Source organism: Corynebacterium sp. 122RC1 (assembly GCF_024580955.1).
Classification (GTDB): domain Bacteria; phylum Actinomycetota; class Actinomycetes; order Mycobacteriales; family Mycobacteriaceae; genus Corynebacterium; species Corynebacterium kozikiae.
On the sequence record NZ_JANIKD010000012.1, the window covers coordinates 1 to 22,353 of the forward strand.

The 22,353-nt window shown below is 61.7% G+C and carries 22 protein-coding genes and 1 tRNA gene; 11 read left to right on the top strand and 12 right to left on the bottom strand.

Annotated features, from left to right (window positions below):
• Positions 1–271 precede the first annotated feature (271 nt).
• Positions 272–631 carry a hypothetical protein gene (locus NQ050_RS06915; RefSeq protein ID WP_257038578.1) on the top strand — a complete coding sequence of 120 codons (360 nt, stop codon included), beginning with the start codon at positions 272–274 and terminating at the stop codon, positions 629–631.
• A 32-nt stretch (positions 632–663) separates the two neighbouring features.
• Here the strand turns inward: NQ050_RS06915 and NQ050_RS06920 are convergent, their stop codons facing one another.
• On the bottom strand, positions 664–918 hold the full coding sequence (locus tag NQ050_RS06920) for a hypothetical protein (RefSeq protein ID WP_257038658.1): 255 nt from the start codon (positions 916–918) through the stop codon (positions 664–666).
• A 62-nt stretch (positions 919–980) separates the two neighbouring features.
• Complete coding sequence (gene bioB, locus NQ050_RS06925; RefSeq protein WP_257038579.1) at positions 981–1,976, bottom strand: biotin synthase BioB; 996 nt, start codon at positions 1,974–1,976, stop codon at positions 981–983.
• A 131-nt stretch (positions 1,977–2,107) separates the two neighbouring features.
• Between bioB and NQ050_RS06930 the strand changes: the two genes are divergently transcribed.
• Positions 2,108–3,469, top strand: a complete 1,362-nt coding sequence (locus tag NQ050_RS06930; protein WP_257038580.1) for a M20/M25/M40 family metallo-hydrolase — start codon at positions 2,108–2,110, stop codon at positions 3,467–3,469.
• On the opposite strand, the gene NQ050_RS06935 is transcribed toward NQ050_RS06930, so the two are convergent.
• The 4 genes from NQ050_RS06935 to NQ050_RS06950 form a co-directional block, all read right to left on the bottom strand.
• On the bottom strand, positions 3,466–3,939 hold the full coding sequence (locus NQ050_RS06935; RefSeq protein ID WP_257038581.1) for a hypothetical protein: 474 nt from the start codon (positions 3,937–3,939) through the stop codon (positions 3,466–3,468). The genes NQ050_RS06930 and NQ050_RS06935 overlap by 4 nt on opposite strands.
• Positions 3,940–4,011: 72 nt before the next feature.
• Complete coding sequence (locus NQ050_RS06940) at positions 4,012–5,376, bottom strand: glycosyltransferase family 87 protein (RefSeq protein WP_257038582.1); 1,365 nt, start codon at positions 5,374–5,376, stop codon at positions 4,012–4,014.
• Between the two features lie 7 nt (positions 5,377–5,383).
• Positions 5,384–6,457, bottom strand: coding sequence for an acyltransferase family protein (locus NQ050_RS06945; protein ID WP_257038583.1), 1,074 nt, complete (start codon positions 6,455–6,457; stop codon positions 5,384–5,386).
• A 418-nt stretch (positions 6,458–6,875) separates the two neighbouring features.
• Positions 6,876–6,959: transfer RNA gene (locus NQ050_RS06950), tRNA-Leu, on the bottom strand.
• A gap of 378 nt (positions 6,960–7,337) precedes the next feature.
• On the opposite strand from NQ050_RS06950, the gene NQ050_RS06955 reads away from it, so the two are divergent.
• The 8 genes from NQ050_RS06955 to crgA are packed head-to-tail and all read left to right on the top strand — an operon-like array spanning position 7,338 to position 16,644.
• Positions 7,338–8,138, top strand: coding sequence for a DUF3662 and FHA domain-containing protein (locus NQ050_RS06955; RefSeq protein ID WP_257038585.1), 801 nt, complete (start codon positions 7,338–7,340; stop codon positions 8,136–8,138).
• Positions 8,139–8,147: 9 nt separating this feature from the next.
• Positions 8,148–8,627, top strand: a complete 480-nt coding sequence (locus NQ050_RS06960) for an FHA domain-containing protein (protein ID WP_257038586.1) — start codon at positions 8,148–8,150, stop codon at positions 8,625–8,627.
• On the top strand, positions 8,627–10,162 hold the full coding sequence (locus tag NQ050_RS06965) for a protein phosphatase 2C domain-containing protein (protein WP_257038587.1): 1,536 nt from the start codon (positions 8,627–8,629) through the stop codon (positions 10,160–10,162). The genes NQ050_RS06960 and NQ050_RS06965 overlap by 1 nt, the downstream gene beginning before the upstream one ends.
• Positions 10,163–11,533, top strand: coding sequence for an FtsW/RodA/SpoVE family cell cycle protein (locus NQ050_RS06970; RefSeq protein ID WP_257038589.1), 1,371 nt, complete (start codon positions 10,163–10,165; stop codon positions 11,531–11,533). It abuts the gene before it with no gap.
• Positions 11,530–12,975, top strand: a complete 1,446-nt coding sequence (locus NQ050_RS06975; protein ID WP_257038590.1) for a penicillin-binding transpeptidase domain-containing protein — start codon at positions 11,530–11,532, stop codon at positions 12,973–12,975. The genes NQ050_RS06970 and NQ050_RS06975 overlap by 4 nt, the downstream gene beginning before the upstream one ends.
• A gap of 24 nt (positions 12,976–12,999) precedes the next feature.
• Positions 13,000–14,400 (top strand): serine/threonine-protein kinase, encoded by a 1,401-nt coding sequence (locus NQ050_RS06980; protein ID WP_257038591.1) that lies wholly within the window; start codon positions 13,000–13,002, stop codon positions 14,398–14,400.
• On the top strand, positions 14,397–16,325 hold the full coding sequence (pknB, locus tag NQ050_RS06985; protein WP_257038592.1) for a Stk1 family PASTA domain-containing Ser/Thr kinase: 1,929 nt from the start codon (positions 14,397–14,399) through the stop codon (positions 16,323–16,325). The genes NQ050_RS06980 and pknB overlap by 4 nt, the downstream gene beginning before the upstream one ends.
• Positions 16,326–16,380: 55 nt before the next feature.
• Positions 16,381–16,644 carry a cell division protein CrgA gene (gene crgA / locus NQ050_RS06990; RefSeq protein WP_257038594.1) on the top strand — a complete coding sequence of 88 codons (264 nt, stop codon included), beginning with the start codon at positions 16,381–16,383 and terminating at the stop codon, positions 16,642–16,644.
• Between the two features lie 326 nt (positions 16,645–16,970).
• On the opposite strand, the gene NQ050_RS06995 is transcribed toward crgA, so the two are convergent.
• Positions 16,971–17,639, bottom strand: coding sequence for a rhomboid family intramembrane serine protease (locus NQ050_RS06995; RefSeq protein WP_257038595.1), 669 nt, complete (start codon positions 17,637–17,639; stop codon positions 16,971–16,973).
• Between the two features lie 16 nt (positions 17,640–17,655).
• Positions 17,656–18,183, bottom strand: coding sequence for a peptidylprolyl isomerase (locus tag NQ050_RS07000; RefSeq protein ID WP_257038659.1), 528 nt, complete (start codon positions 18,181–18,183; stop codon positions 17,656–17,658).
• Between the two features lie 56 nt (positions 18,184–18,239).
• Between NQ050_RS07000 and NQ050_RS07005 the strand changes: the two genes are divergently transcribed.
• Positions 18,240–18,707, top strand: a complete 468-nt coding sequence (locus tag NQ050_RS07005; protein WP_257038596.1) for a hypothetical protein — start codon at positions 18,240–18,242, stop codon at positions 18,705–18,707.
• 35 nt (positions 18,708–18,742) lie between these two features.
• Here NQ050_RS07005 and NQ050_RS07010 read toward each other — a convergent pair whose 3' ends face one another.
• The 4 genes from NQ050_RS07010 to NQ050_RS07025 all read right to left on the bottom strand — a co-directional run bounded on the left by NQ050_RS07010 (position 18,743) and on the right by NQ050_RS07025 (position 22,286).
• The gene (locus tag NQ050_RS07010) at positions 18,743–19,504 is read right to left on the bottom strand and encodes an ATP-binding cassette domain-containing protein (protein ID WP_257038597.1); all 762 of its coding nucleotides are present in this window, start codon (positions 19,502–19,504) and stop codon (positions 18,743–18,745) included.
• On the bottom strand, positions 19,501–20,514 hold the full coding sequence (locus NQ050_RS07015) for an ABC transporter permease (protein ID WP_257038598.1): 1,014 nt from the start codon (positions 20,512–20,514) through the stop codon (positions 19,501–19,503). Before NQ050_RS07015 ends, NQ050_RS07010 begins: the two co-directional genes overlap by 4 nt.
• Positions 20,511–21,491 (bottom strand): substrate-binding domain-containing protein, encoded by a 981-nt coding sequence (locus NQ050_RS07020; protein WP_306428545.1) that lies wholly within the window; start codon positions 21,489–21,491, stop codon positions 20,511–20,513. Before NQ050_RS07020 ends, NQ050_RS07015 begins: the two co-directional genes overlap by 4 nt.
• 138 nt (positions 21,492–21,629) lie before the next feature.
• On the bottom strand, positions 21,630–22,286 hold the full coding sequence (locus tag NQ050_RS07025; RefSeq protein WP_257038599.1) for a YceI family protein: 657 nt from the start codon (positions 22,284–22,286) through the stop codon (positions 21,630–21,632).
• Between the last annotated feature and the right edge of the window lie 67 nt (positions 22,287–22,353).

Below are 22,353 nucleotides of genomic sequence, written 5' to 3' on the forward strand. Positions count from 1 at the left end.
CCTCGAGGCGCTCGAAGTACATGCGCACCGCGCGCTCCTGCGTGGCTGCGTCGTACTGACTGGGTCGTGCCATGCTGATCGTCCTCCTAGGGTAAAACCTAGTCTCCGACCAACCCAGGCCGCTTCAACTTTGAGCTATCGACTAACGCATTCAAGCCCACCAACCCCTCCCCGCCAAAAGCACTATCTCGAGACAGAATTTTAACCAATGGGTAAAATTCGGTCCCACTAACCCCTCAAAATCCAGGCCACCCGATCAGGAGAATGAGCCATGCGTAGTCCAGGTTCACAGTTCATTATTGTCGCAGCTCCATGGCTGTTTTGGGGTGCCTTGGGGGCTTCGTCCAGTCGGCTGCGCGATGCCGAAGGGCTGATAGCCGGCTCCGATAGCATCCTGTTTGGACTATTCCTGCTTCTGAGCCTCCTAGCCTTGGTCTACTCAGTGAACCAAGCCTTTGGCTCACTAGCAGCAAAATTGGGAATCATCGCCCTGGCCATTGTGCTCATCCTCGCGGTGACAGCATTCCATTGGGGTGGCTGGTCGTTTCTCTTGATCGCGGGTGGCCTTACGGCGTTGCTGGGCCTCACTATCTCGAGGAAATTCAGAAAAGGCGAACTCAACCGCCCCTAACGCCAACCGCCCCTAACATCTACCACTAACGACTACCGCCGCCCCAGGTACACGGAATCCACCACCCCGTGCCGGGAGCAGGTTGCCTCCCAGCCGTCGGGGCGCACTTGCACAACCATCCGCCGGCCACAGAGCTGGCAATAACGGGGTGCCTCCAGCCCGGCGCGCGCGGATGGCGAGAGATGAATTTCTTCCCCGGCCGCGATTTCTTGCCCGGTGTTGGGGTGGAATATAGGTGCCTCACCAGCCAGGATCGCGGCGAGGAGCTCTTGGGATTCAGCGCCCACTGCACGGCGCTCGCCAGCCACCCCACGGCGCGCCCCAGCCACTACACGGGATTCAGTAGCCATCACACGCTCGTGTTCAGTGCTTTGATGGGCAGGCGCAGTTTGCCCAGCATGTCCAGGTCTTGTTCCATTGGCCGACCCAAGGTGGTCAGGTAGTTGCCCACGATCACAGCGTTAATGCCGCCGAGCAGGCCTTGTTCGGTGCCGAGGTCGCCTAGGGTCAGCTCGCGCCCGCCGGCGAAGCGCAGGATGGTCTTGGGCAGTGCCAGGCGGAACGCGCCGATGGCCCGCAGCGCATCTTTGGTTTCCATCACTTCGCGGTCGGCAAAAGGTGTGCCGGGGCGCGGGTCAAGGAAGTTCATGGGCACCTCGGTGGGGTTGAGCTCGGCAAGGTCTGTGGCAAACTCTGCGCGTTGCTCCAGGCTCTCCCCCATGCCGAGGATGCCGCCGGAGCAAACTTCCATGCCGGCCTCGCCAATCATGCGCAGCGTCTCACGCCGCGACTCCCAGGTGTGGGTGGTCACCACGTTCGGGAAGTAGGATCGTGCGGTTTCCAGGTTGTGGTTGTAACGGTGCACACCGGCAGCCTTAAGGCGGTCCACTTGCTCCTGGGTCAGGATGCCTACCGACGCCGCCACCTCGATATCTACCTCAGCCTTAATAGCCGCCACGGCTTCCTCAAGCTGGCTCATGAGGCGCTCGTCTGGGCCCTTCACAGCCGCAACGATGCAAAACTCCGTAGCGCCGGATTTCTGCGTCTGCTTCGCCGCTTCCACGAGGCCCGCGATGTCCAGCCATGCGGAGCGAACCGGAGATTCAAACAGCCCGGATTGGGAGCAGAAGTGGCAGTCCTCTGGGCAGCCGCCGGTTTTCAGGGAAATGATGCCCTCTACCTCAATCTCCTCACCGCACCACTTCACGCGCACCTCATGGGCAAGCTCCAGCAGTTCGGGAATCCGCTCCTCCTCGAGCTGGAGCACCGCCAGCACTTCATCCTTGTCCAAGCCAATGCCACGGCCCAGGACTTTTTCGCGGGCGAGTTCAAGAATGTCCGTCATGGTTCTCCATCCGTTCGCACCAGCCCTCGCAGCGAGAGCAGCACAAATCTAAACAGTGTTCAAGTGGTCAATACAGCATTCTAACCACATCTTGAACACTGTTAAGGGAAACCGGGGCTACACTTAACCCCATGCACGCCAGCAAAGACCTCCACGCAGACGCCCTGGGCCTGCTCAAAGAACTCGTGCGCAACGCCTGTGTGAATGACCTCACCGCGAACTCCGGCCAAGAGGTCCGCAACGCAAATACTCTGGAGCGTTTCTTCCACGCAGAAATTCAAGCTGGCCTCATCCGAGCCACGCGCTTTGAACCGCACCCGGGCCGCGTGAGCATTGCGTTTACCCTCCCCGCCAACGCACCGGAAGCACCGCTGACCTTCCTCGGCCACACGGACGTAGTCCCCATTGACCCCGCCAAATGGACCCGCCCCGCCTTCGACGCCCACATCGAAGACGGCAAAATCTACGGCCGCGGCACCATAGACATGCTCTTCATCACCGCCGCCATGGCCACAGCTCTCAGGCAGCTCGCTCGCATTTCCGACGCCGCCAACCCCCCAGCCCCCGCACCGCGGCACGGCGAGGTGACGTTCGTGGCGCTTGCTGATGAGGAGGCACGCGGCGGCCTGGGAGCCAAGTGGCTGCGCGACCACGCACCGGACGCATTCTCTTGGGAAAACTGCGTCTCCGAAACCGGTGGTGCGCACATCCACGGCCAAGACGGCCATGACAGCGTGACCATCACCGTGGGGGAAAAGGGCGCGGCTCAACGCCGCCTGCACGTCCACGGCAGTGCCGGCCACGGCTCAGCTCCCTATGGCAAGGACTCCGCGGTGGTGAAAATCGGGGAGGTTGCGCGTCGGTTAGCCCACGCCGCACCGGAAGTGACCCAGGACCCGATCTGGGGCGGCTTCGTCGGCGCGTTCCGCTTTGACCCTGATACTGAGGCTGCCCTGCTGCGCGGGGAGGGCTACGAGCACCTCGGTGAGCTCGCGGGCTACGGACATGCCGTTTCCCACCTCACGATCGCCCAAACCGTGCTGCGCGCGGGCAAAGCCATCAATGTGCTGCCCAGCCACGCCTACCTGGAATGTGACATCCGAACCCTGCCTGGGCAAAGCGACGAAGACGTGGATGCCCTCATCACCGCCGCGCTCGGCGAGCTCGCGGGCGAAGTGGAAATCGAGCACCTGATCTCGGAGCCAGCCAGCGTCTCCCCCACCGATCACCGTCTGTACCGCGCCATAGAGGCCACCCTCCGCGACGCATTCCCGAACTCCACCGCCGTGCCTATCCTCTCCTCCGGAGGATCTGACCTGCGCTTTGCCCGGCGCGCTGGCGGGGTGGGCTACGGCTTTGCAATCCACGCTCCCAGCCGCACCCTAGGCGAGGTGTTCTCCCAGCTCCACGCACACGACGAACACCTTTACCTAGAAGACTTTGAGCTCACAGTCCAGGGCTACCTTGCCCTGCTGCGCAACTTCTACGCCTAATGCGCCCCAGTAGCTGAACGCCTGGCGCGCAGGATAGCCAGCTTCGCCTCCTGGGCATCCGGAACAGAGACGAGCAGCTTACCCGCAGCAGTGTGCAGTTCAATGCTAGGGCCTCCCACCAGGTAGCCGATCCCACCCTTAGGCAGGACGCGAAGACCCGCACCAAAGCGGATGCCCGTGATCGGGCCAATGCCTACGGATTTAATGCGCCGATACGGCACGTCTTCTTGGATGAGGTTGCCGAGCATCCTGATTTCCAGATGCTCCGGGTACAACGTGAGGCGCACGTTCATGAACATCAATGCGATGCCCAAGGCCATAAAGGCCACCACAACGAACTTCGGCCCCAGGGGCGCACCAGCGAACGTGGGAATGGTGCTGATCGCCACCGCCCCCATGGCCACGAATGCCAGCCAAAAAATGGGGCCGTTCAGGCGCGCTTGGAACTGCGCCAGCACCTTGCGCGTCATGTCAGCCCCGCGCCCTGTGAGGGATCAGCCGTGGGATAGCAGCAACCATGTTCACTATCCTACGGTGACACCCTAGGAAGCGCTGGATTGCTTCGGCGCTGGGGGCGTCGGCAGCGCTGAGGGTGCCGGGGGTGCTGGGGGCGCTGGGGGCGCTGGCAGCTTGCTCAAGCACACCCCGAGCAGGGCGAAGGTAGCGGCGGCGAACCAGACGAAGTCGCTGACCAAGAATTTCACCCAAAAGGCTTTGGCAAAGATGTCGATGGAATCGCCGAACCACCACTTTGGCGGCACCGCCAGCACCAGCACCAACCAGACCACCAGCACCCCGAGTAGCACATTTGCCCATGAGGTGTAGGGGCGCCATTGGTAGGCCCGGTACAAGAACACCGGCAAAATCAACGCGAGCCACACCCAGTGATGCGACCACGAAATTGGGGAGATCAGCAGCATCACCATGGAGCCCACCAGCCAGGCCTCGATGTGCAGATCCTGGCGGATCAGGCGCAGCATCAACCAGGAACCCGCGGCGATCGTTACCAAAGCCAGCACCAGCCACAACGCATTGACCAGCGTGCTCGAGGCATCCAGTGCCTCCTGCGAGCCAAACGCGCGCTGAATCACGGCCTTGATGGAACTGTTCGACTGATAAGAAGTGTTCACACCAATCTCACCGCCGCCGCCCATGCTGAGCAGCTTCACGCTGAAGAACTCCCAAGTGGCGTCCCAGCGCACCAAGGCCGCGATCGCGGTGGCAATCACTGCCGAGACCCCCGCGGTGACAATCGCCTTGAAATCCTTGCGCAGAAGGAAATACAGCAGCATCGCCAGCGGCGAAAGTTTGATGGCAGCCGCCACGCCAATCAGCCAGCCCTGGGGCAGCGTGCGCTTGCGCGGCACGAGGTCGAGCACCACAAGCGCCATGATCACCATGTTGATCTGCGCAAATGAGTTATTCAACCGCACCGGTTCGATATTGCACACCACGCCCCACGCCAGCGCAGCCGCCGCCCATACCCACTGGCGCGAAAAGTGCGTGTACCAGGCCTGGGTGCCGAGGGGTGCACTCAACGCCCGCACGATCAGCCACAAGCACAGGAACAACAAAAGATTGGACAGCGCGATCATGATGTTGCCGGCGGCATCGTGGCTAAGGCCCTGCCCAGAAAGCGGCACCATCACCAACGCGCCGAACGGCGGGTAGATGAACGGCAGCGCGATGTCGCCGGCCGGCATCGGCTCGGAGTACATGGCCCGCCCCTCCAGGAAAGCACGCACGCCCTCCCGGTAAATCACCATGTCAAGCGGGTATTGGAAAGCCAGGATCTGTGCCACGGTGGCACGCACGCCCTCAAAGAGCCCCACCAAGGTGAGCACGAGTGCGAGGGCCTTGGCTGTGGGTTGAATTGGCTGGGCGGGTTGGATGGGCTGTGTTGTCAATGTTCTCCTAGGAAGCTCGCACGGCTTGGCGCTTCAGCGCTGCCTGGGTTGGCTGCTTTTGTGGCAGTAGCGCCGGCGGGTGGAACGTCCAACCGATAACCGGCAGTTTCATCACCCAAGTGGTTACCCATCCTACGGCCAGGCACGCCAACACTATGTATCCAATCCACGCCTCAGTGGGCAGCTCCATGAGCGAAGGCGGCAACGTGCCCTTGAAAAGTTCCAGGCCAAACGGCATTTTAAACAGGAACGTGATGGTCAGCGCATGGCTGATATACAGCGCCAGTGTGTTGCGCCCCACCCATTGCAGCAGCCACCCAATCCCAGGCAGCACAGCAAGATACACCGACGCCACCACCATCGGCACAATCAGCAACATCGAGCTCAGCGCGTCGCGAGCAGTAAGAAGGGCATCAGGCGTGACGACGCCGCGCAGCGTCCAGCCCACCAACGCAGCCAGCGCCGCAAGGCTCAGCATTTGCCAAGAGGTGGCGCGCTTACCCACCTCCAACAGCAGAACCCTGAAGTAGGCGCCGAAAAGGAAGCAGGGCAGATATTCAAAGATCCGCCAGGAAGTCTGACCCTGCACCGCAACGGTACTCAGCGCCAGTACCACGAGCAGGGCGATTGGCCGGAATCGCTCGGGAATGAACTTGGTAGCCCATAGCACCACTGTGAATACCACCAGCAACCACAAGAACCAGTACATGTTGGTGGCGTAGAACATCTTGGTGAGGTAGTGCTTCGCCTCCGGCATGCGGGTTTCCAACGCCAAGTGGAGTTCATAGCGGTAGGTGAACATCTCAATTGGCGCCCACACCACATAGGGCACAATCAAGAACCACAGCCTGCGGCAGTAGAGCTCCGCGAAGGTCATCTGCAGTACCTTCACCGAAAAGATGCCGCTGACTACGAAGAAGAGTGGCATGCGCAGTGGGTAGAGGAAGTCATTGATGAGGGTGAACAGAGTTTCCTCATCGCCAGGCACGGAAATCGTGGCATGCAACAAAATAACGCCTAATATGCTGATGCCTTTTGCAACGTCCGGCCACGCGAGCCTCTGGGTAGGGCTGTGCTGCATTACGGAGGTCCTTGGTCCTTCCTTGGGCTGTAAGGTGGCAGGCCTCATGAGCTGTGAAAACGGGTGAGCTTCGATTCAAAAACGCTCAAAAGTTTACTGGATTCACAGGAGAACCACAAGCACCATTGGCCGCTTTCCTCCCCTTCCTCAGCGGGCACTGCGTTATTGAGTGCGGTGCGCATTGCGCTCCTGAACCCTTTTTTGGGGTCCTTGCGGGCGTTGGTAGATAGCTAAAAGTCGATAGCTCACCGCGTTGGTCGATAGGAGGGTGATTTTCGGGGGAAATCGGGTCCTATCGACTTTTAGTTATCGACCTACGCGCCCTATCGACCAACGCGCCCGAACCCACAGGCCCAAACCACTCCAAACAAAAATCTCGGGACTCCGTAGAAAACGGCGTCCCGAGATTTGAACAATGTGCCCAGGGGGGGACTTGAACCCCCACGTCCTTGCGAACACTGGCACCTGAAGCCAGCGCGTCTGCCAATTCCGCCACCTGGGCAGGTGGTCGGTCGTGTGATCGACTTGATTACTGTAGCACGCACACCGCGTTCTAGCGCAAATACCAAGGTAGAGGCCCTTACCCACACCGCAAACACCACACCAAACAGCTACACACGCACAGCATCGAACCTGCGACTTTTGTGACCAGCAACACCACCAACGCGCAATTACTGCAAATCCCACTCAACCCCCCAAAAGCTGCACGTTTTCGCAGGTCATAGCGAATCGACACCACAAATTCCCAGCACACTGCTTAGTCCTTACCTGAAGTTGACATCTATACTGGTGGACGTCATATACCCCGGCATGCCCAGGTATGCCCCGGCATGCCCCGGCATGCCCAGAAACACTACTGGTACACACAAAGGAGGCGGGCGTGTCTTTAATGGATCGGATTGCCAAGCTAGACAGCGCGATGCAGCGCGGCTTAGACAACGGCTTTGCCCGTGTCTTTGGCGGCAAGGTGGTGCCTGCGGAAATCGAGGAACTTCTCAAGCAGGAAACCGAGGACAACCTGGTTCACGCCTACGAAGGTGGCGTGGAAGCCCCCAATGTGTACCGCGTGCGCGTATCACCAAAAGATGCAAGCAACCTTGAGGCCCAAAATCCCAAGTTGGCAACAGACTTTGCGGACCAACTCACTCGTTTTCACCGCAACAACGGCTGGGTCAGCGTGGGCCCCGTAGTAGTGGTGATTGAGGAAGACACCTCCATGCGCACCGGCCAATTGCGCGCGCAATCCGCAGTGGATCCCTCCCCCACCATGCAGAGCAGCTTCGCGCGCCAAAGCAAACCTCAAGAACCTCAAGAACCACCAGCACCCCAACCGCCCACCCCAGAACCCACAGGAGAACCCGCCGTGCAGGAATCACAACCAGTAGTAAACCTCCTCCTGCAGGACGGCTCTTCGCGCACCTATGTGGTCCAGGAAGGCTCCAACATCATTGGCCGCGCCAACGAGGCCGACCTTCGCCTGCCGGACACCGGGGTGTCAAGGCAGCACGCCGAGGTCACTTGGGACGGCGAGGCCGCAGTGCTGACAGACCTGCACTCCACCAACGGCACCACGGTCAATGACATGCGCGTGGAGAACTGGCTGCTTGCCGACGGTGACGTGATCACCATCGGCCATTCCAACATTGAAGTCCGCATCACCCAACCCACGCAGGATCAATAAGGAGACCACATGGATACGATGATCCTCTTCGGCCTCCGGGTAGCACTGTTGGTGCTGCTGTGGCTGTTCATCCTGTTCGCCTTGAATGTGCAGCGCAAAGACACCAAGAACGCCACCGCCTCATCGTCTGCGGGCGGGAACGCCGCGCTGGTGCCTGCTGTGGTGGCGCCCCTGGCCGCGTCGAAACGCGGGGGGAAGCCGCGCCTGATCACTATTGTGGATGGGCCGTTGACGGGCTCACGGATGGAATTGGGTCAGCTCACGGAGATTACCGTGGGGCGTTCTCCGGATTGTGATTTTGTGGTGGGCGATGATTTTGCGTCGGCGCGCCACGCGAAGCTCATCAAGCGCGGCAACGAGTGGTTTGTGGAGGATTTGGATTCCCGCAACGGCACGTTTGTCAGCGGCATGCGCATTGACCAGCCTGAAAAGGTGTCGGTTGGTACGGATGTGAAGGTGGGTCGTACCACGGTGAGGTTGGTTCCTTAATGTTCAAACTTGATTACGCAGTAGCCTCCGACCGCGGCCTCGTGCGGGACAACAACGAGGATTCCGCCTACGCGGGCCCGCACCTACTCGCGCTTGCCGACGGCATGGGTGGACACGCCGCCGGCGAGATCGCCTCGCAAATCATGATCAACTTCCTGCGCTCTCTGGATCAGGACCCGCAGGATAATGACATGCTTGCGCTGCTCGGCTCCGGCGCCGATGAGGCAAACAGCAAGATTGCTGAGGCGATCGTTGAGGCTCCCGAAACCCAAGGCATGGGCACCACGCTGACCGCCTTGATGTTCAACGGCACTGAGTTTGGCATGTGCCATGTGGGCGATAGCCGCGGCTACCTGTTGCGTGACGGCAAGCTGCGCCAAATCACGGTGGATGACACCTACGTCCAGTCCCTTGTCCATGAGGGCAAGCTGGACCCCGAAGACGTGTTCATGCACCCCATGCGCTCCATGATCCTCAAGGCCTACAGCGGCACCCCCGTTGAGCCGACCCTGGAGATCATCCCTCTGCAGGTAGGCGACCGCGTACTCCTGTGCTCCGATGGACTCTCGGACCCCGTGGCGGCCTCCACCATAGAGACCACCCTGCTGGAGGGCACCCCAGCACAGGCCGCGCAGCGCCTCGTGGAGCTGGCGCTTCGTTCCGGCGGCCCGGACAACGTCACCGTTGTGGTTGCGGACGTGGTGGAGGGTTCCTCCGAACGTACCCTTCCCCCGGAGCCGCTGCTCGGCGGGGCGTTGCTGGGTGCCATTGAGGAGGACCCGCGCCCGGATACCGCCGCTGGCCGAGCCGCGATGCTCATCCAGAAGCGTCAACCGCAGGCCATTGCGCCCCAGGTGCCCAATCAGGCGGAGGGGGAAGCTGAACCGGAAGCCTTAGACACGAGTCCCAAACGGGGAAAATTCCTCGTGCTCATTGTTGCCCTCACCCTCCTGATTGCCCTTATCGGCGCTGGTTGGTGGGGCTTTAGCCGTCTGCAGAACAGTTTTTATGTGACCACCAGCCCGCTGAGCAATGAGCTGGTGATCGAGCAGGGCGTGAACATGAACCTCCTGGGGCGCGAGCTGCACTCCACGTACCAGCGTGCCTGCCTGAGCCCCACCGATGAGCTCACCATGATCCCGGTGGATTCCACGGCGCCGTGCCACCACTTCACGCTCACTGACCTGGATGAATCGGCTCGCGCGGAAGTGTCCACCCTCCCCCGCGGCGACTACGACCAAGCCTTGCAGCAGATGCAAACCCTGGCCAGCAAGGCCCTGCCGCTGTGCGTTACCCGCGAAGGAAGTGGGAGTACAGCGCAAGGCCGTGAGCCAGCTTCCTCAGCAACAGCGAGTGCGGTGCCGACGAGCACCCGCCAGGCGGCCCAAAGCAGCACGGCCGCTGCGGCGCCTGCTTCCTCTTCCGCTGCCTCCGTGGCCGCGTCGGAAGGCAGAGCAAGCACAGCAAGCACAGCAAGCAGTACTGCCCTCGGTGACCTCACGAGCCCTGGGTTGAACTGCCGGGAGGTGGATTAAATGACGGTGACGCAACGCCTAGCTACTCGCCGCCTGGAGTTTGGGCTGCTGGTGTGTGCCGCGCTGATTATTGCCGTGACTCTGGTGAGTCTGAACCTTGCGCAGGGGCAGGCGCTCACGCAAGAGATGTTTTGGGTGATCGGTGGGTTTTTGGTGGTGTTCACCATCGCCCACCTGGCGCTGTGTTTCACCGCGCCGCACGCTGACCAAGTGATGCTGCCGGTGGCTAGTGTGCTCAATGGTTTGGGCCTGGTGATGGTGTATCGCCTGGACCTCGCTGAGGGGACGGCACTCGCGAATCGGCAGGTGATGTGGTCGCTGGTGGCGGTGGCGCTGATGGTGGCTGTGCTGGTGATTATTCGCGACCACCGCGTGCTCACCCGCTATTCCTATGTGCTCGGGCTGATCGGCCTGGTCCTGCTAGCCCTGCCGTTGGTGTGGCCGGCGAGTGCGGTGAACGCGGATGCCCGCATTTGGATTTCCATTGGGCCGTTTTCTGTGCAGCCCGGCGAGTTCTCAAAGATCCTCCTGCTGCTGTTCTTTGCCCAGCTCCTGGTGACCAAGCGCGCGCTATTTACCGTGGCTGGCTACCGTTTCCTAGGCTTGGAGTTTCCGCGTCTACGCGACCTCGCACCGATTATCGGCGTGTGGGGCTTCGCCATTTTGATCATGGCCGGGGAGAATGACTTCGGCCCTGCCCTGCTGCTGTTTAGCACGGTGCTGGGCATGATTTACCTGGCCACTGGCCGCGCCTCGTGGCTGATGATCGGCGCTTTCCTGGTAGCGCTCGGCGGTACCGCGGTGTACCAGGTTTCCGATAAGATCCAGGCCCGCTTCAGCAACTTCCAGGACCCGGTGGGCAACTATGACACCACCGGCTACCAGCTCTCCCAGGCACTGTTCGGCATGTCCACCGGCGGCATTTCCGGAACGGGCATCGGCGCTGGTCATCCGCAGCTTGTGCCGGTGGCGGAGTCGGACTTCATTCTGGCTGCGATCGGTGAGGAACTCGGTCTCATCGGCCTTTCCGCAGTCCTGGTGCTCTTTGCCATTTTTGTCACCCGTGGCATGCGCACCGCGCTTCTCACCCGTGATTCCTACGGCAAGCTCGTGGCATCCGGTCTCTCCTTGACCATTGCCATCCAGGTGTTCGTGGTCACCGCCGGCATCAGCGCCCTGCTGCCCATGACCGGCCTGACCACGCCATTCATGTCTCAGGGTGGTTCCAGCCTCATGGCGAACTACATCCTGTTGGGCCTCATCCTGCGCATTTCCGACGCCGCTCACCGCCAAGCGCTCAGCATGGGCACGGGAGTGGGCGCTGGCCCGGGTGCGGGTGCGGCTCCGCTGGCACAGGAGGTGCGCGCATGAACCGCTCAATCCGCATGGTAAGTATCTTCTCCCTGCTGCTCATTTTGGTGCTGCTGATCAACCTCACGGTGATCCAGGCGTTTCGCACCGAGGAGTACGCGGACAACCCCCTCAACCGCCGCGCCTACCTGGAGATGGCGCAGCAACCTCGTGGCTCAATCTCCACCGCAGGTGTGGTGTTGGCGGAGTCCATCCAAGATGAGGATGGCTTCTACCAGCGTCAATACCTCAACAACCCGCAGATCTACGGCCCCGTGACCGGCTACCTTTCCCAGGTGTACGGCGCTGCGGGCTTGGAGGCAAGCTACAACGAGGTGCTCAACGGTACCGACGAAACCATGGCGGTGCGTAGCGTGTGGTCCACTATCCTCGGTGAGTCGACCCCCGTGGGCAACGTGGAGCTCACGTTGAACCCGGGCATGCAGCAGGTGGCTCACGACTTCATGGCGGAGTCTGGCTACGAGGGTGCTGTGGTGGCAATCCGGCCATCAACCGGCGAGATCCTCACCATGGCCTCCTCCCCCAGCTACAACGCCCAGGAGATCGTGGACCCGAACACGTCTGAGGCCACCTGGGCAGCGTTGAACGCGGATCCCGGCAGCCCGCTGCTGAACCACGCTACGCAGGAGATCCTGCCGCCCGGCTCCACTTTCAAGGTAATCACCACGGCGGCTGGCCTGGCCCAGGGCTACACCCCTGATTCCCAGCTCACCGGCGCGAACAACATCACTTTGCCGGGTACCAACACCACCCTGGAGAACTACGGTGGGCAGGTGTGTGCTGGGCAGCAGCAGGTTTCCCTGGCCACCGCTTTCCAGCTCTCTTGCAACACCGCCTTTGTGGAAATGGGCATTGGTGCCGGAGCGGACGCGATGCGGGATACCGCCGCAGCCTTTGGTGTGGGCGAGACCTACAACTTGGGCCTGCCAATGGTGGCCGGCACCGTGGGCGACATCCCGGATGACGCAGCCCTTGGCCAATCCAGCATTGGCCAGCGCGACGTTGCCCTCTCCGTCCTGCAGAACGCCGTGATTGCCGCCACCGTGGCAAACGGCGGCCTGCGAATGGAGCCACACCTGGTGGCCCGCGTGACCAGCCCAAGCGGCAGCACAATCAGCCAGACCGAACCCCGCGAACTCACTCAGGCCGTTTCCCCCGAGGTAGCCGGCACGCTCACGGAACTGATGCGCGCCTCTGAGCGCAATACCGCCGGCTACGCGGGGCAGGACATCGCCTCCAAGACCGGCACGGCGGAGCACGGCGAGGATTCGCGGAACTCCAATCCGCACGCCTGGTACATCGCCTTCAGCCCATCTTCCGACGTCGCGGTGGCCGTAGTGGTGAAAAACGGCGGCTCCGCAGGCCAGGCCGCAACCGGCGGTTCCGTGGCAGCGCCGATCGGCCGGGCAGTGATCGCCGCGGCAGTAGGTTCGCAGGGTTAGGCAGAGGTTAGGGAAGGAAGACTCATGAATCATGAACAAATGCAAGCCCTAATCGGCTCCGACTACCGCCTGCAGTGGGTGGTGGGCAACGGCGGCATGTCTACCGTGTGGCTGGCTGACGACGTTCACAATGACCGCGAAGTAGCCATCAAGGTGCTGCGCCCCGAGTTCTCAGACAACAACGAGTTCCTCTCTCGCTTCCGCAATGAAGCGCTGGCCAGCGAGAACATTATCTCTGAAAACGTGGTGCGCACCTACGACTACCGCGAAACCACCGACCAAACCGGGCGCACCCTGTGCTTCATTGTGATGGAGTTCGTGCGCGGAGAATCCTTGGCGGACATGCTGGCACGCAAGGGCTCACTGGAGGAAGCGCTGGCGCTGGACGTGTTGGAACAGGCTGGCCATGGCTTGTCCATCATTCACCGCATGGGCCTCGTGCACCGCGACATCAAGCCGGGTAATCTGCTGATCACGGAAAACGGCAAGGTGAAGATCACAGACTTTGGCATTGCCAAGGCCGCGGCGGCAGTGCCGCTCACCCGCACTGGCATGGTGGTGGGCACCGCCCAGTACGTTTCCCCTGAGCAGGCGCAGGGCCAGGATGTGACCGCTGCTTCGGACGTCTACTCGCTTGGCGTTGTGGGCTATGAGATGTTGGCTGGCAAGCGGCCTTTCAGCGGCGATTCCTCCGTTTCCGTGGCCATCGCACACATCAACCAAGCCCCACCTGCCCTGCCTACCTCCATCAGTGCCCAGGCCCGTGAGTTGATTGGCATTGCCCTGCGCAAAGACCCAAGCAACCGTTTTGCAGACGGCAACGAGTTCACCCTTGCCGTCGCGGCAGTGCGCGCGGGCCAGCGCCCGCCAGCGCCCGCCACGGCGAGCATGCAGCGCGTTGCACCGCAGCCAACCCCCACGGCCTCCACGCAGATGTTGGGGCAGGTGGCGCAGCCCACCACGCTGAGCCCCGCTGCCACAGGTGTACGCCCGGCACCTACCGCGATTCCAGCCGCTGCGCCCACTGGGAGTTCGCAGCAGAAGCAGTCCGGCGGCGGCTTTGGCACCGGAGTGGCGGTGGCGCTGCTGCTCGTTGCGGTTGCCGCCGCCGCAGTGTGGGCGGCCAGCACGGGGTTGTTCGATGGCCTACTGGGCAATGACAGCACGGAAACCAGCACCCCGACACCGGAAACCGTGACCGTGACCGAGCAACAAAGCGCCACCACGGTCTTCCAAACCCCAACGGTTGAGCCAACTACCCCGGAGGAGGAGCCCACCCCAACGGTGGAAACGCTCACCCGCACCCCTCAACAGGACCCGCTGGTGCCGCTCCCACCCACTGATGTTCCAAGCGAGTTGCCAACGGTGACCCTGGAGCCGTCGGTACCTAACCTTATTGAAGATCTTCTTGGAGGTACGCAGTGACCGATGCGCCCGAACTGATCGCCGGCCGCTATGCGCTGGGCGAGATCATCGGCTCAGGCGGTATGTCTGAGGTGTACGCGGCTACGGACACCGTGCTCGGCCGCGATGTTGCGGTGAAGATGCTGCGCCGCGATTTGGCGCGGGACATCAACTTCCGTGAGCGTTTCCGCCGCGAGGCGCAGAACTCCGGCAAGCTCAACCACCCCGCGATCGTTGCCGTGTTTGATACGGGTGAGCAGGAAATTGACGCCCTGAACACGCCATACATCGTGATGGAGCGCGTCCACGGCCGCACGTTGCGGGACATCGTCCGCGAATCCGGCCCCATGGCACCCGCCGAGGCCGCCCGCACGCTTATCCCCGTGGCCCAGGCACTCCAAGCCAGCCATGACGCCGGCATCATCCACCGCGACATCAAACCCGCAAACGTGATGATCACCAACACCGGTTCGGTCAAGGTGATGGATTTCGGCATCGCTCGCGCCCTCGACGACGCCACCAGCGCCATGACCCAAACCTCCGCCGTGATCGGCACGGCGCAGTACCTCTCCCCAGAGCAGGCCAGGGGCAAGCTCGCTGATGCGCGTTCCGACGTCTACGCCTTGGGCTGCGTCCTGTATGAAACGCTGACCGGCCGGCCTCCTTTTGAAGGCGATACCCCCTTCGCCGTGGCATACCAGCACGTCCAAGAGGAGCCCACGCGCCCGAGTGAGTTCATCGCAGACATCAGCCCAACCGCGGCAATCAACCTGGACGCAGTGGTACTCACCGCCATGGCCAAGCACCCGGCGGATCGCTACCAAACCGCCCGTGCCATGGAGGAAGACCTCGAGCGTCTGGAGCGCAGTGCGGTCACGGAGGCAGCGCGGCACTACATTGAACCCGGTGCCGGCGCACAGCATGACGCCCCGGCAGCGAATCCCGAGCCGGACCCAGCCGCCGAGCCGCGCGCGCGCCATCGGGCGTCGGAACGCAGCTCCAACCGTGGGCTGAAGGCGGTTGCTGCGGTGCTCAGCCTCATCATTTTGGGTGTGGGCGGCGCGTTTGCTTACGAATATTTCAACGGCAGTTCCATCAACAGGCAGATGGTGGAAATCCCGGACGTCACCGGCCAAACTGAGGAAGGCGCAGTCCGTGCCCTCGAAGAGCTTTCACTGCAGGTCAACGTGGTGGAGCAGCCAAGCCCGAGCGTGCCGCGCGGCATCGCCCTGGGCACAAACCCGACCCCCGGCTCCAGCGTGCGGGAAGGCACAACGGTGCAGCTCACGGTGTCCAGCGGGCGGGAAGTCACGGAGGTTCCGGATCTCGCGGGGCTGAACACTGCCGACGCAGCCAAGGCGCTTGCAGACGCAGGTCTTGAACTGGACCCGGTGGTGCGCGAGGAGGCCTCGGAGACCGTAGCCGAGGGTCAAATTACGCAACAGCAGCCGAGCGCGGGTTCCCAAGTTTCCAGGGGCTCACGCGTGGTGATCACCGTTTCCACCGGCCTGCCCACCGAACGCGTGCCGCTGCTCGTGGGCCAGACGTGGCAGCAGGCGCAGGAGAACTTGGCGTCGCTGGGCTTCAACCCGGTGGCGCAATACGTGGATTCCATTGAGCCTGAGGGTCGCGTGGTGGCAGTCAACGGCGAAGGCTCCCAAGCCAGCGAGGGCGCCACCATTACCGTGCAGGTTTCCAACGGCATGCTCATGAGGATGCCGAGCATCACGCGCCTGGAACCCGCCGCAGCCGTGGGTGCCCTCCGCGCCGCCGGCTGGACCGGCGACCCCGCCCAACTGCGCCAAGGCAATCCGATCCCCACCGCCGCGCTGGTGGACCAAGGCCTCATTGCCACCCAAAGCCCAGAACAGGGCGCGTTGGTGCGCAAGGACGCCGACATCCCGATTAGCGTGTATAACTTCGACCTTTCAGTCCTAGGAAGGTAATCTTGGTGAGAAGTTCCGCTCCACCGCCGAGCGACCACAACTATTGAGAGAAACCATGCCAAAGTCAAAGATTACAACCAACGCGGTTCCCCAGAGTTCCACCACGAACCGCACCCCAGTGAAGATCAACGCCAGCGGCACCCCAGTGTGGTACAAAGTCATCATGTTTGCCCTGCTCCTGGCCGGTCTGGCATGGCTCGTGGTGAACTACCTGGCGGGCCCTCAGATCGACTTCATGGTTCAACTTGGCGCCTGGAATTACGCCATTGGCTTCGGCCTGTTCATCGTGGGTCTGCTCATGACCATGGGCTGGCGCTAACAGGCTCTTTACACCGCAAAGCCGCGGCTGTGGGATTAACTCCCCAGCCGCGGCTTTTTCACACCTGTGGAAAACGAGGTTCTTCACAGCACATTCCACAGCCTGTGGAAAAAGTTGTTCCACCACTGTTTACCTTTGTGTTTTTTCGAATCAAACTCTAAAAGCCCAGGTTACTGCATTCGAACACGAGGCGTATTCGAGCGATGTTCGAGGAACCACAGCGATGTTATTTTCCACAGTGTTACTAACATTGTGGAAAACCCCCTCATGAACAAAATTGTGGAAAACTTCCCTGAGGGTGTGGAAAATCTGCTGGGATGGGCGTGCTACGCAGTTGGGCCGATGCTGGTGCCCACAACCCAAATGAGCACGCACTCCACCACCAGCACGCCTAGAAGGAGCGGCGCCGTGCCCTTTCTCCACGCCACGAGCGGCCAGGCCACGATCGCGCCGGCGATCAGCCCACCTAGGTGCCCCCACAGGGAAACGTTGCCGGAGACGAGTGAGAAGACCACGTTCACAGCCACCAACACGAGTGGGGCGCGGAGGTCCATTTTTCGGCGCACAGCGAGCGCCACGAGGAAGGCCATGAGGCCGTAGAGGGCGCCCGAGGCCCCCGCGGTGGGCGCGAGCGTGTCCATGAGCATCACCGCCAGGGAGCCCCCCAGCCCCGCGATGAAGTATCCAGCGGCGAACTGCCTGCTGCCGATGGCGCGCTCCAGCTCGGGGCCAAGCAGCCCCAGCATGAAGAGGTTGAGCGCCATGTGGGTTGCGCCAAGGTGGATAAACATTGAGCCCACGGCGCGAAGCATCGCCACCGGGTCATGCATCTCCGGGGCGAACAGGATCCAGTCTTGCGCCAGGGTGGAGTCCACCCAATTGCGCTCAAGAGATCCGCTTTGTACTGCAGTAACAAGATAGACCGCAAGGATGGCTGCACTGAGAAGGAAGGTCACCGGGGCGCCGGCGAAGTATTTCCTCAGGAGCTCAACCATGCGGTCTGAAAAGGGTTTATTGAATCTCTACGGATTCCACAACCACTGGCTCGACGGGGCGATCCATGCGGTCGGTGGCGGTTCCGGCGATCTCCAGCACAACCTTCTGGGATGCTGGGTCGGTGACCTCACCGAAGATGGTGTGGCGGTTGTTCAGGTGTGGAGTTGGCACAACGGTGATGAAGAACTGGGAGCCGTTGGTGCCTGGGCCAGCGTTTGCCATGGCCAGCAGGAATGGGCGGTCGAACTGCAGCTCTGGGTGGAACTCGTCAGCAAAGCGGTAGCCTGGGCCGCCCATGCCGGTGCCGGTTGGGTCGCCGCCCTGGATCATGAAGCCGTCAATCACGCGGTGGAAAATCACGCCGTCGTAGAAGGGGCCGGTAGCTTCACCGGAAGCGTTCTTCTCGGAGTACTCCTTGGTGCCCTGGGCCAAGCCCACAAAGTTTTCCACAGTGTTTGGGGCGTGGTTGCCAAAGAGCTCGATGGTGATGTCGCCGTGATTGGTGTGCAGAATTGCAGTCGAAGTTTTCATGCCCACCATCATAGACAAACCCGCTACGCTGTTGGGGAACAGATCTTTTTCACCGTACAGGAGGCAATATGAACCCCGTCGCTCTTCGCACGGCGTACACCGTAGGCAAGAAGGCTTACGCAAGCTACGCCGAGTACCGCGACCGCAAGGCCCGGGAGGCCTACGAGGCACTCCGTGAGATCGGACAGGAAGCAACGGAAGCAGCTCAGGACGCCCGCAAGCACGTAGAAAAGCGCGTGGAGCAGCACGTCTCCCCCAAGCCATCCGCTTTCCGACGAGTTGCTACCGCCACTGGAGTATTCGCAGTGTTGGCGGCAGTAGCAGGTGGTGTGTACTACTTCTTCTTCCGTAAGGAGGAAGTGGATACCGAGCCGCCAGTGGTGGAGGAGTACGAGGACGACGAGGCCCAGGAGGCGGAGTCTGTGCTGGTGTACTCCACCCAGACCCCAACCGAGGGTGTACCAGAGCGCGATGAGGAACTGCTCAACGCCCTCGAGGAACAACTCAAGGACTTGGATTCCGAAGACAAGAAGTAAGAAAAAAGCAATGTTTCACGTGAAACATTGCTTTTTTAGCGTTCCAGTTCGTGGCTCAAGGCCTCCAACTGGCCGCCGCCAGCCATTTGCCGCGTGAGTTCCTCAAGGGCGATTTCCGCACGCGGCGCATCCAAAATCTGCCTGCCGAGGCCAAGCACGGTGAAGTGATCCCCAACTAGGTAGGCGTGGTGGGGATTGTGCGTAATGAGCACCACGGCAACGCCTCGCTTCCTTGCGGTGGCCACCATCTTCAGCACCATGCCGGACTGCTTGACGCCCAGTGCGGCGGTGGGCTCGTCGAGAATCAGTACTCGCGCGCCGAAGTGCATGGCGCGCGCGATCGCTACCACCTGGCGCTGGCCGCCGGAGAGCGCGTCGATTTCCACGTCCACACTGGGCAGATTGATACCCATGTCTTTGAGCGCCTGGGCGGTGATCTCGCGCATTTCGGCGCTACGCAGCCGGCCGAGCGGTCCAGTGAGTTCCTGGCCCAGGAAGAAGTTGCGCCACACGGACATCTGCCCCACCACGGCGAGGTTTTGATACACGGTGGCAATGCCTAGGTCCAGGGCGGCGCGCGGGGAATCCAGGATGACCTCGTTGCCGTCGATGCGCATCACCCCGCCGCTTGGCTGGTGCAGCCCCGCGAGGATCTTGATGAGGGTGGACTTGCCCGCACCGTTATCGCCCAGCACGCACAGCACTTCCCCGGCGCGGACGTCCAGGTTCACACCGTGCAGGGCGTCAAAGGCACCGTAGGACTTTTGGATGTTTTCCAAAGAAATAATGGCGTTCATGAGCGGGCCTTTGCGTACTTGCTAAACGAGGTGTTGGTGAATACGGCAAACAGAAGCATGGCGCCAAGGAAGAACTTGAACCAGTCCGGGTTCCAGCCCGCGTAGACGATGCCCTGGTTGGTCATGCCAAAAATCAGCGCGCCGATAGCAGTGCCCACGGCGGTGCCCCTGCCGCCGGTGAGCGCGCAGCCGCCGATCACAGCGGCGATGATGTAAAGGAACTCGTTGCCTACGCCCTGGCCGGCCTGGATGGAGTCGAAAGCAAAGAGGTTGTGCATGCCCACAAACCAGGCGGCAAAGCCCACGAACATGAACAGCACAATCTTGACGCGGCGCACGGGCACACCAACTGCGCGCGCCGAGGCTTGATCCCCGCCAACCGCGAAGATCCAGTTGCCGAACTTGGTGTAGAACAGCAGGTAGGAGGCCAGGGCCACGAAGAAGATCCACCAGAACACGGTCACGCGCACGCTCACGCCGAACATTTCCACCGAGCCCGCAAAGACCACCTGGGCGCTGGGGAATCCTTCCATGTCCGCGATAGTGGGCGTGGCCACTTGGCCGGTGACCAGCTTGGTCACCGCAAGATTGAGGCCCTGCAGCATGAGGAACGCCGCCAGGGTGATGAGGAAGCTCGGGATGCCGGTTCTGGTGACCAAAAAGCCGTTCAACGCACCAATACTCAATGCGATGAACAGGGAGATTCCCGCGCCCACCCAGGAGTTGAGGTGGAAGTTGTAGTTGAGCATCGTGGCGGCGAGCGCGGCGGTGGTCACGGCGACGCCTGAGGAGAGGTCGAATTCATCACCGATCATGAGTAGGCCCACCGCAAGTGCCACAATCCCCAAAGTGGAGCTGGCGTAGAGCACCGTGGAGAAGGCATCGGGCGAGCGAAACGCCGGGGCGAACACCATGAACAGCGTGAAAATCACCACCGCTCCGAGCAGGCTGGCCAATTCGGGGCGGCGCAACCACGTGGAACGTCGGTTATGAAGAGTTTCCGTGCTCATCGCAGGCCCTGCTTTGCCGCGTCAGCGATGGTGTTTACGTTGCTGGAATCCACGAAGCTCGGCCCCGTGTACACCGGCCGGTTGCCGCCCACCGTGGAGCCATTACGCTTAGCCAGCCACAGCGCATCCACAGCCATGTATCCCTGCAGGTAGGGCTGCTGGTCCACTGCCCACTGGATCTCACCGTTGGTGATCGCGGTGACTAGCTCCGCGTTGGTGTCAAAGGTAGCAATTTGCGCCTGGGACCCACTTGCCGCAACGGCATCCACCGCGCTCAGGGCAACGGGGGCAACGAGGCCCATGATCCAGTCGATCGACCGATCCTGCGCCAGCTTTGCCTGGATGGTGGACTGCACGCTCGGCAAATCGCGGCCGTTCACGTACAACAGTTCCACGTTGCCGCCCATGCCCTCCTGAAGGCCTGCGCAGCGCGCCTCTTGGGAGGAGTTGCCCTGCTCGTGAATCACGCAGAGCGCATGTTGTGCCCCCTGCTCCGCCAGGCGCTCACCGGCGAGCGTTCCCGCCACGCGCTCTTCTTGGCCAAAGAATGCGGAAATGTCATAGTCCTGGTAGGCATCCATCCCAGCGTTGAGCGCCACGGTGGGGATCCCTGCAGCAACCGCCCGCTGGGCCGCAGGGCCAAGCGCCTGGGCGTTGGGGAGCGTCACGGCCACCCCATCAACGTTGGCGTCGATCGCCGACTGAATCAGATTCGCTTGATTCGGCGCCTCCGGGTCCGAGGAATAGCGCAGCTCAATGTTGTTTTTGCGCGCTGCGTCCTCAGCACCCTTGCGCACCAGGTCCCAGAAGGTATCGCCCGGCGCGCCGTGGGTCACCATGGCAACCACATATCGGGGCGTATCGACGCCGCCAGCGCTACCCCCAGACTCCGTTGCACGCGGGGCGCCGCCCGTAGCAGAACAGGCACTGAGCACGATGGCCACCGCGGCCAAGGCGGCCAGGGCGGGGGCCTTCAGTGCGGCTTTGATTGATGTCTGGGAAGTATTCACCAATGCATCGTTGCGCAGGCGAGGCCCGGGGGTCAAGCTCGCTGGCCTGCATGTTTATCGATTAAGTAGTGTTAAGCAGGGTGTTAAGGAACGGAAATTCTTAGGTTATGTGCGCTCCAACACAACCAAGAACTCCACGCTGCCCTGGTCCTCTACGCTCACAAAGCCCAAGTTCGGTGCCTGCACTTCAAAGTCAGCCCACGTCACCGGCACCGTACCAGCCACCTGGAGCTGCCCCGAAACCTGAGTGACCTCGGCGTCCAGCACCACTTGTTGGGTCACGCCGTTGATCTGCATGTCGCCGGTCAAGCTCACCTGCTGCGGCCAACTCTCCCCCAGCGTCACGGGCTGCGTGAGCACAAAGGTTGCAGAAGGATGGACAGAGGTATCAATCGCCTGGGTGCGGAAGTAATTGTCGCGGCGCTCGCTATCGGTAGCCACGCTCGCGAGATCTACTTGGATTTCGGCGGCCACTAGCTCCTGGACCTCCACCTGCGCGGAACCGCTGACCTCCTCCGTGCGCCCCACCACTGTGACATCAGCGCCATTAAGTACCTCATCAAGACGGTAGCCCGCGGTGGACCCTTCGGCCACGGCCCAGGACCCGGTGATGGGCGCATTGGTGACGTCGGCAGGCGCCGCGGAGACGGTGGGTGCGGCAACATCACTGGATTCGCGCGCCGCGTAGAACCTGGGGACGGCAAACGCGAGAAGTGCTACGGCCACGATTGCCGCCACGATCATGATGGTCTTTTTTTGCATAAATCTCCTTTCAAGTGTGCCCCACCCTAACACCAAAAGGTGACATGTCCACTAGATCACAGAGGGT

Excerpts from the sequence above, each read along its gene's own strand:
- NQ050_RS06915 (WP_257038578.1), top strand. The coding sequence starts at position 272 with ATGCGTAGTCCAGGTTCACAGTTCATTATTGTCGCAGCTCCATGGCTG.
- bioB (WP_257038579.1), bottom strand. The coding sequence starts at position 1,976 with ATGACGGACATTCTTGAACTCGCCCGCGAAAAAGTCCTGGGCCGTGGC.
- NQ050_RS06930 (WP_257038580.1), top strand. The coding sequence starts at position 2,108 with ATGCACGCCAGCAAAGACCTCCACGCAGACGCCCTGGGCCTGCTCAAA.
- NQ050_RS06935 (WP_257038581.1), bottom strand. The coding sequence starts at position 3,939 with ATGACGCGCAAGGTGCTGGCGCAGTTCCAAGCGCGCCTGAACGGCCCC.
- NQ050_RS06945 (WP_257038583.1), bottom strand. The coding sequence starts at position 6,457 with ATGCAGCACAGCCCTACCCAGAGGCTCGCGTGGCCGGACGTTGCAAAA.
- NQ050_RS06960 (WP_257038586.1), top strand. The coding sequence starts at position 8,148 with ATGGATACGATGATCCTCTTCGGCCTCCGGGTAGCACTGTTGGTGCTG.
- NQ050_RS06965 (WP_257038587.1), top strand. The coding sequence starts at position 8,627 with ATGTTCAAACTTGATTACGCAGTAGCCTCCGACCGCGGCCTCGTGCGG.
- NQ050_RS06970 (WP_257038589.1), top strand. The coding sequence starts at position 10,163 with ATGACGGTGACGCAACGCCTAGCTACTCGCCGCCTGGAGTTTGGGCTG.
- NQ050_RS06975 (WP_257038590.1), top strand. The coding sequence starts at position 11,530 with ATGAACCGCTCAATCCGCATGGTAAGTATCTTCTCCCTGCTGCTCATT.
- NQ050_RS06980 (WP_257038591.1), top strand. The coding sequence starts at position 13,000 with ATGAATCATGAACAAATGCAAGCCCTAATCGGCTCCGACTACCGCCTG.
- crgA (WP_257038594.1), top strand. The coding sequence starts at position 16,381 with ATGCCAAAGTCAAAGATTACAACCAACGCGGTTCCCCAGAGTTCCACC.
- NQ050_RS06995 (WP_257038595.1), bottom strand. The coding sequence starts at position 17,639 with ATGGTTGAGCTCCTGAGGAAATACTTCGCCGGCGCCCCGGTGACCTTC.
- NQ050_RS07000 (WP_257038659.1), bottom strand. The coding sequence starts at position 18,183 with ATGATGGTGGGCATGAAAACTTCGACTGCAATTCTGCACACCAATCAC.
- NQ050_RS07005 (WP_257038596.1), top strand. The coding sequence starts at position 18,240 with ATGAACCCCGTCGCTCTTCGCACGGCGTACACCGTAGGCAAGAAGGCT.
- NQ050_RS07010 (WP_257038597.1), bottom strand. The coding sequence starts at position 19,504 with ATGAACGCCATTATTTCTTTGGAAAACATCCAAAAGTCCTACGGTGCC.
- NQ050_RS07015 (WP_257038598.1), bottom strand. The coding sequence starts at position 20,514 with ATGAGCACGGAAACTCTTCATAACCGACGTTCCACGTGGTTGCGCCGC.
- NQ050_RS07025 (WP_257038599.1), bottom strand. The coding sequence starts at position 22,286 with ATGCAAAAAAAGACCATCATGATCGTGGCGGCAATCGTGGCCGTAGCA.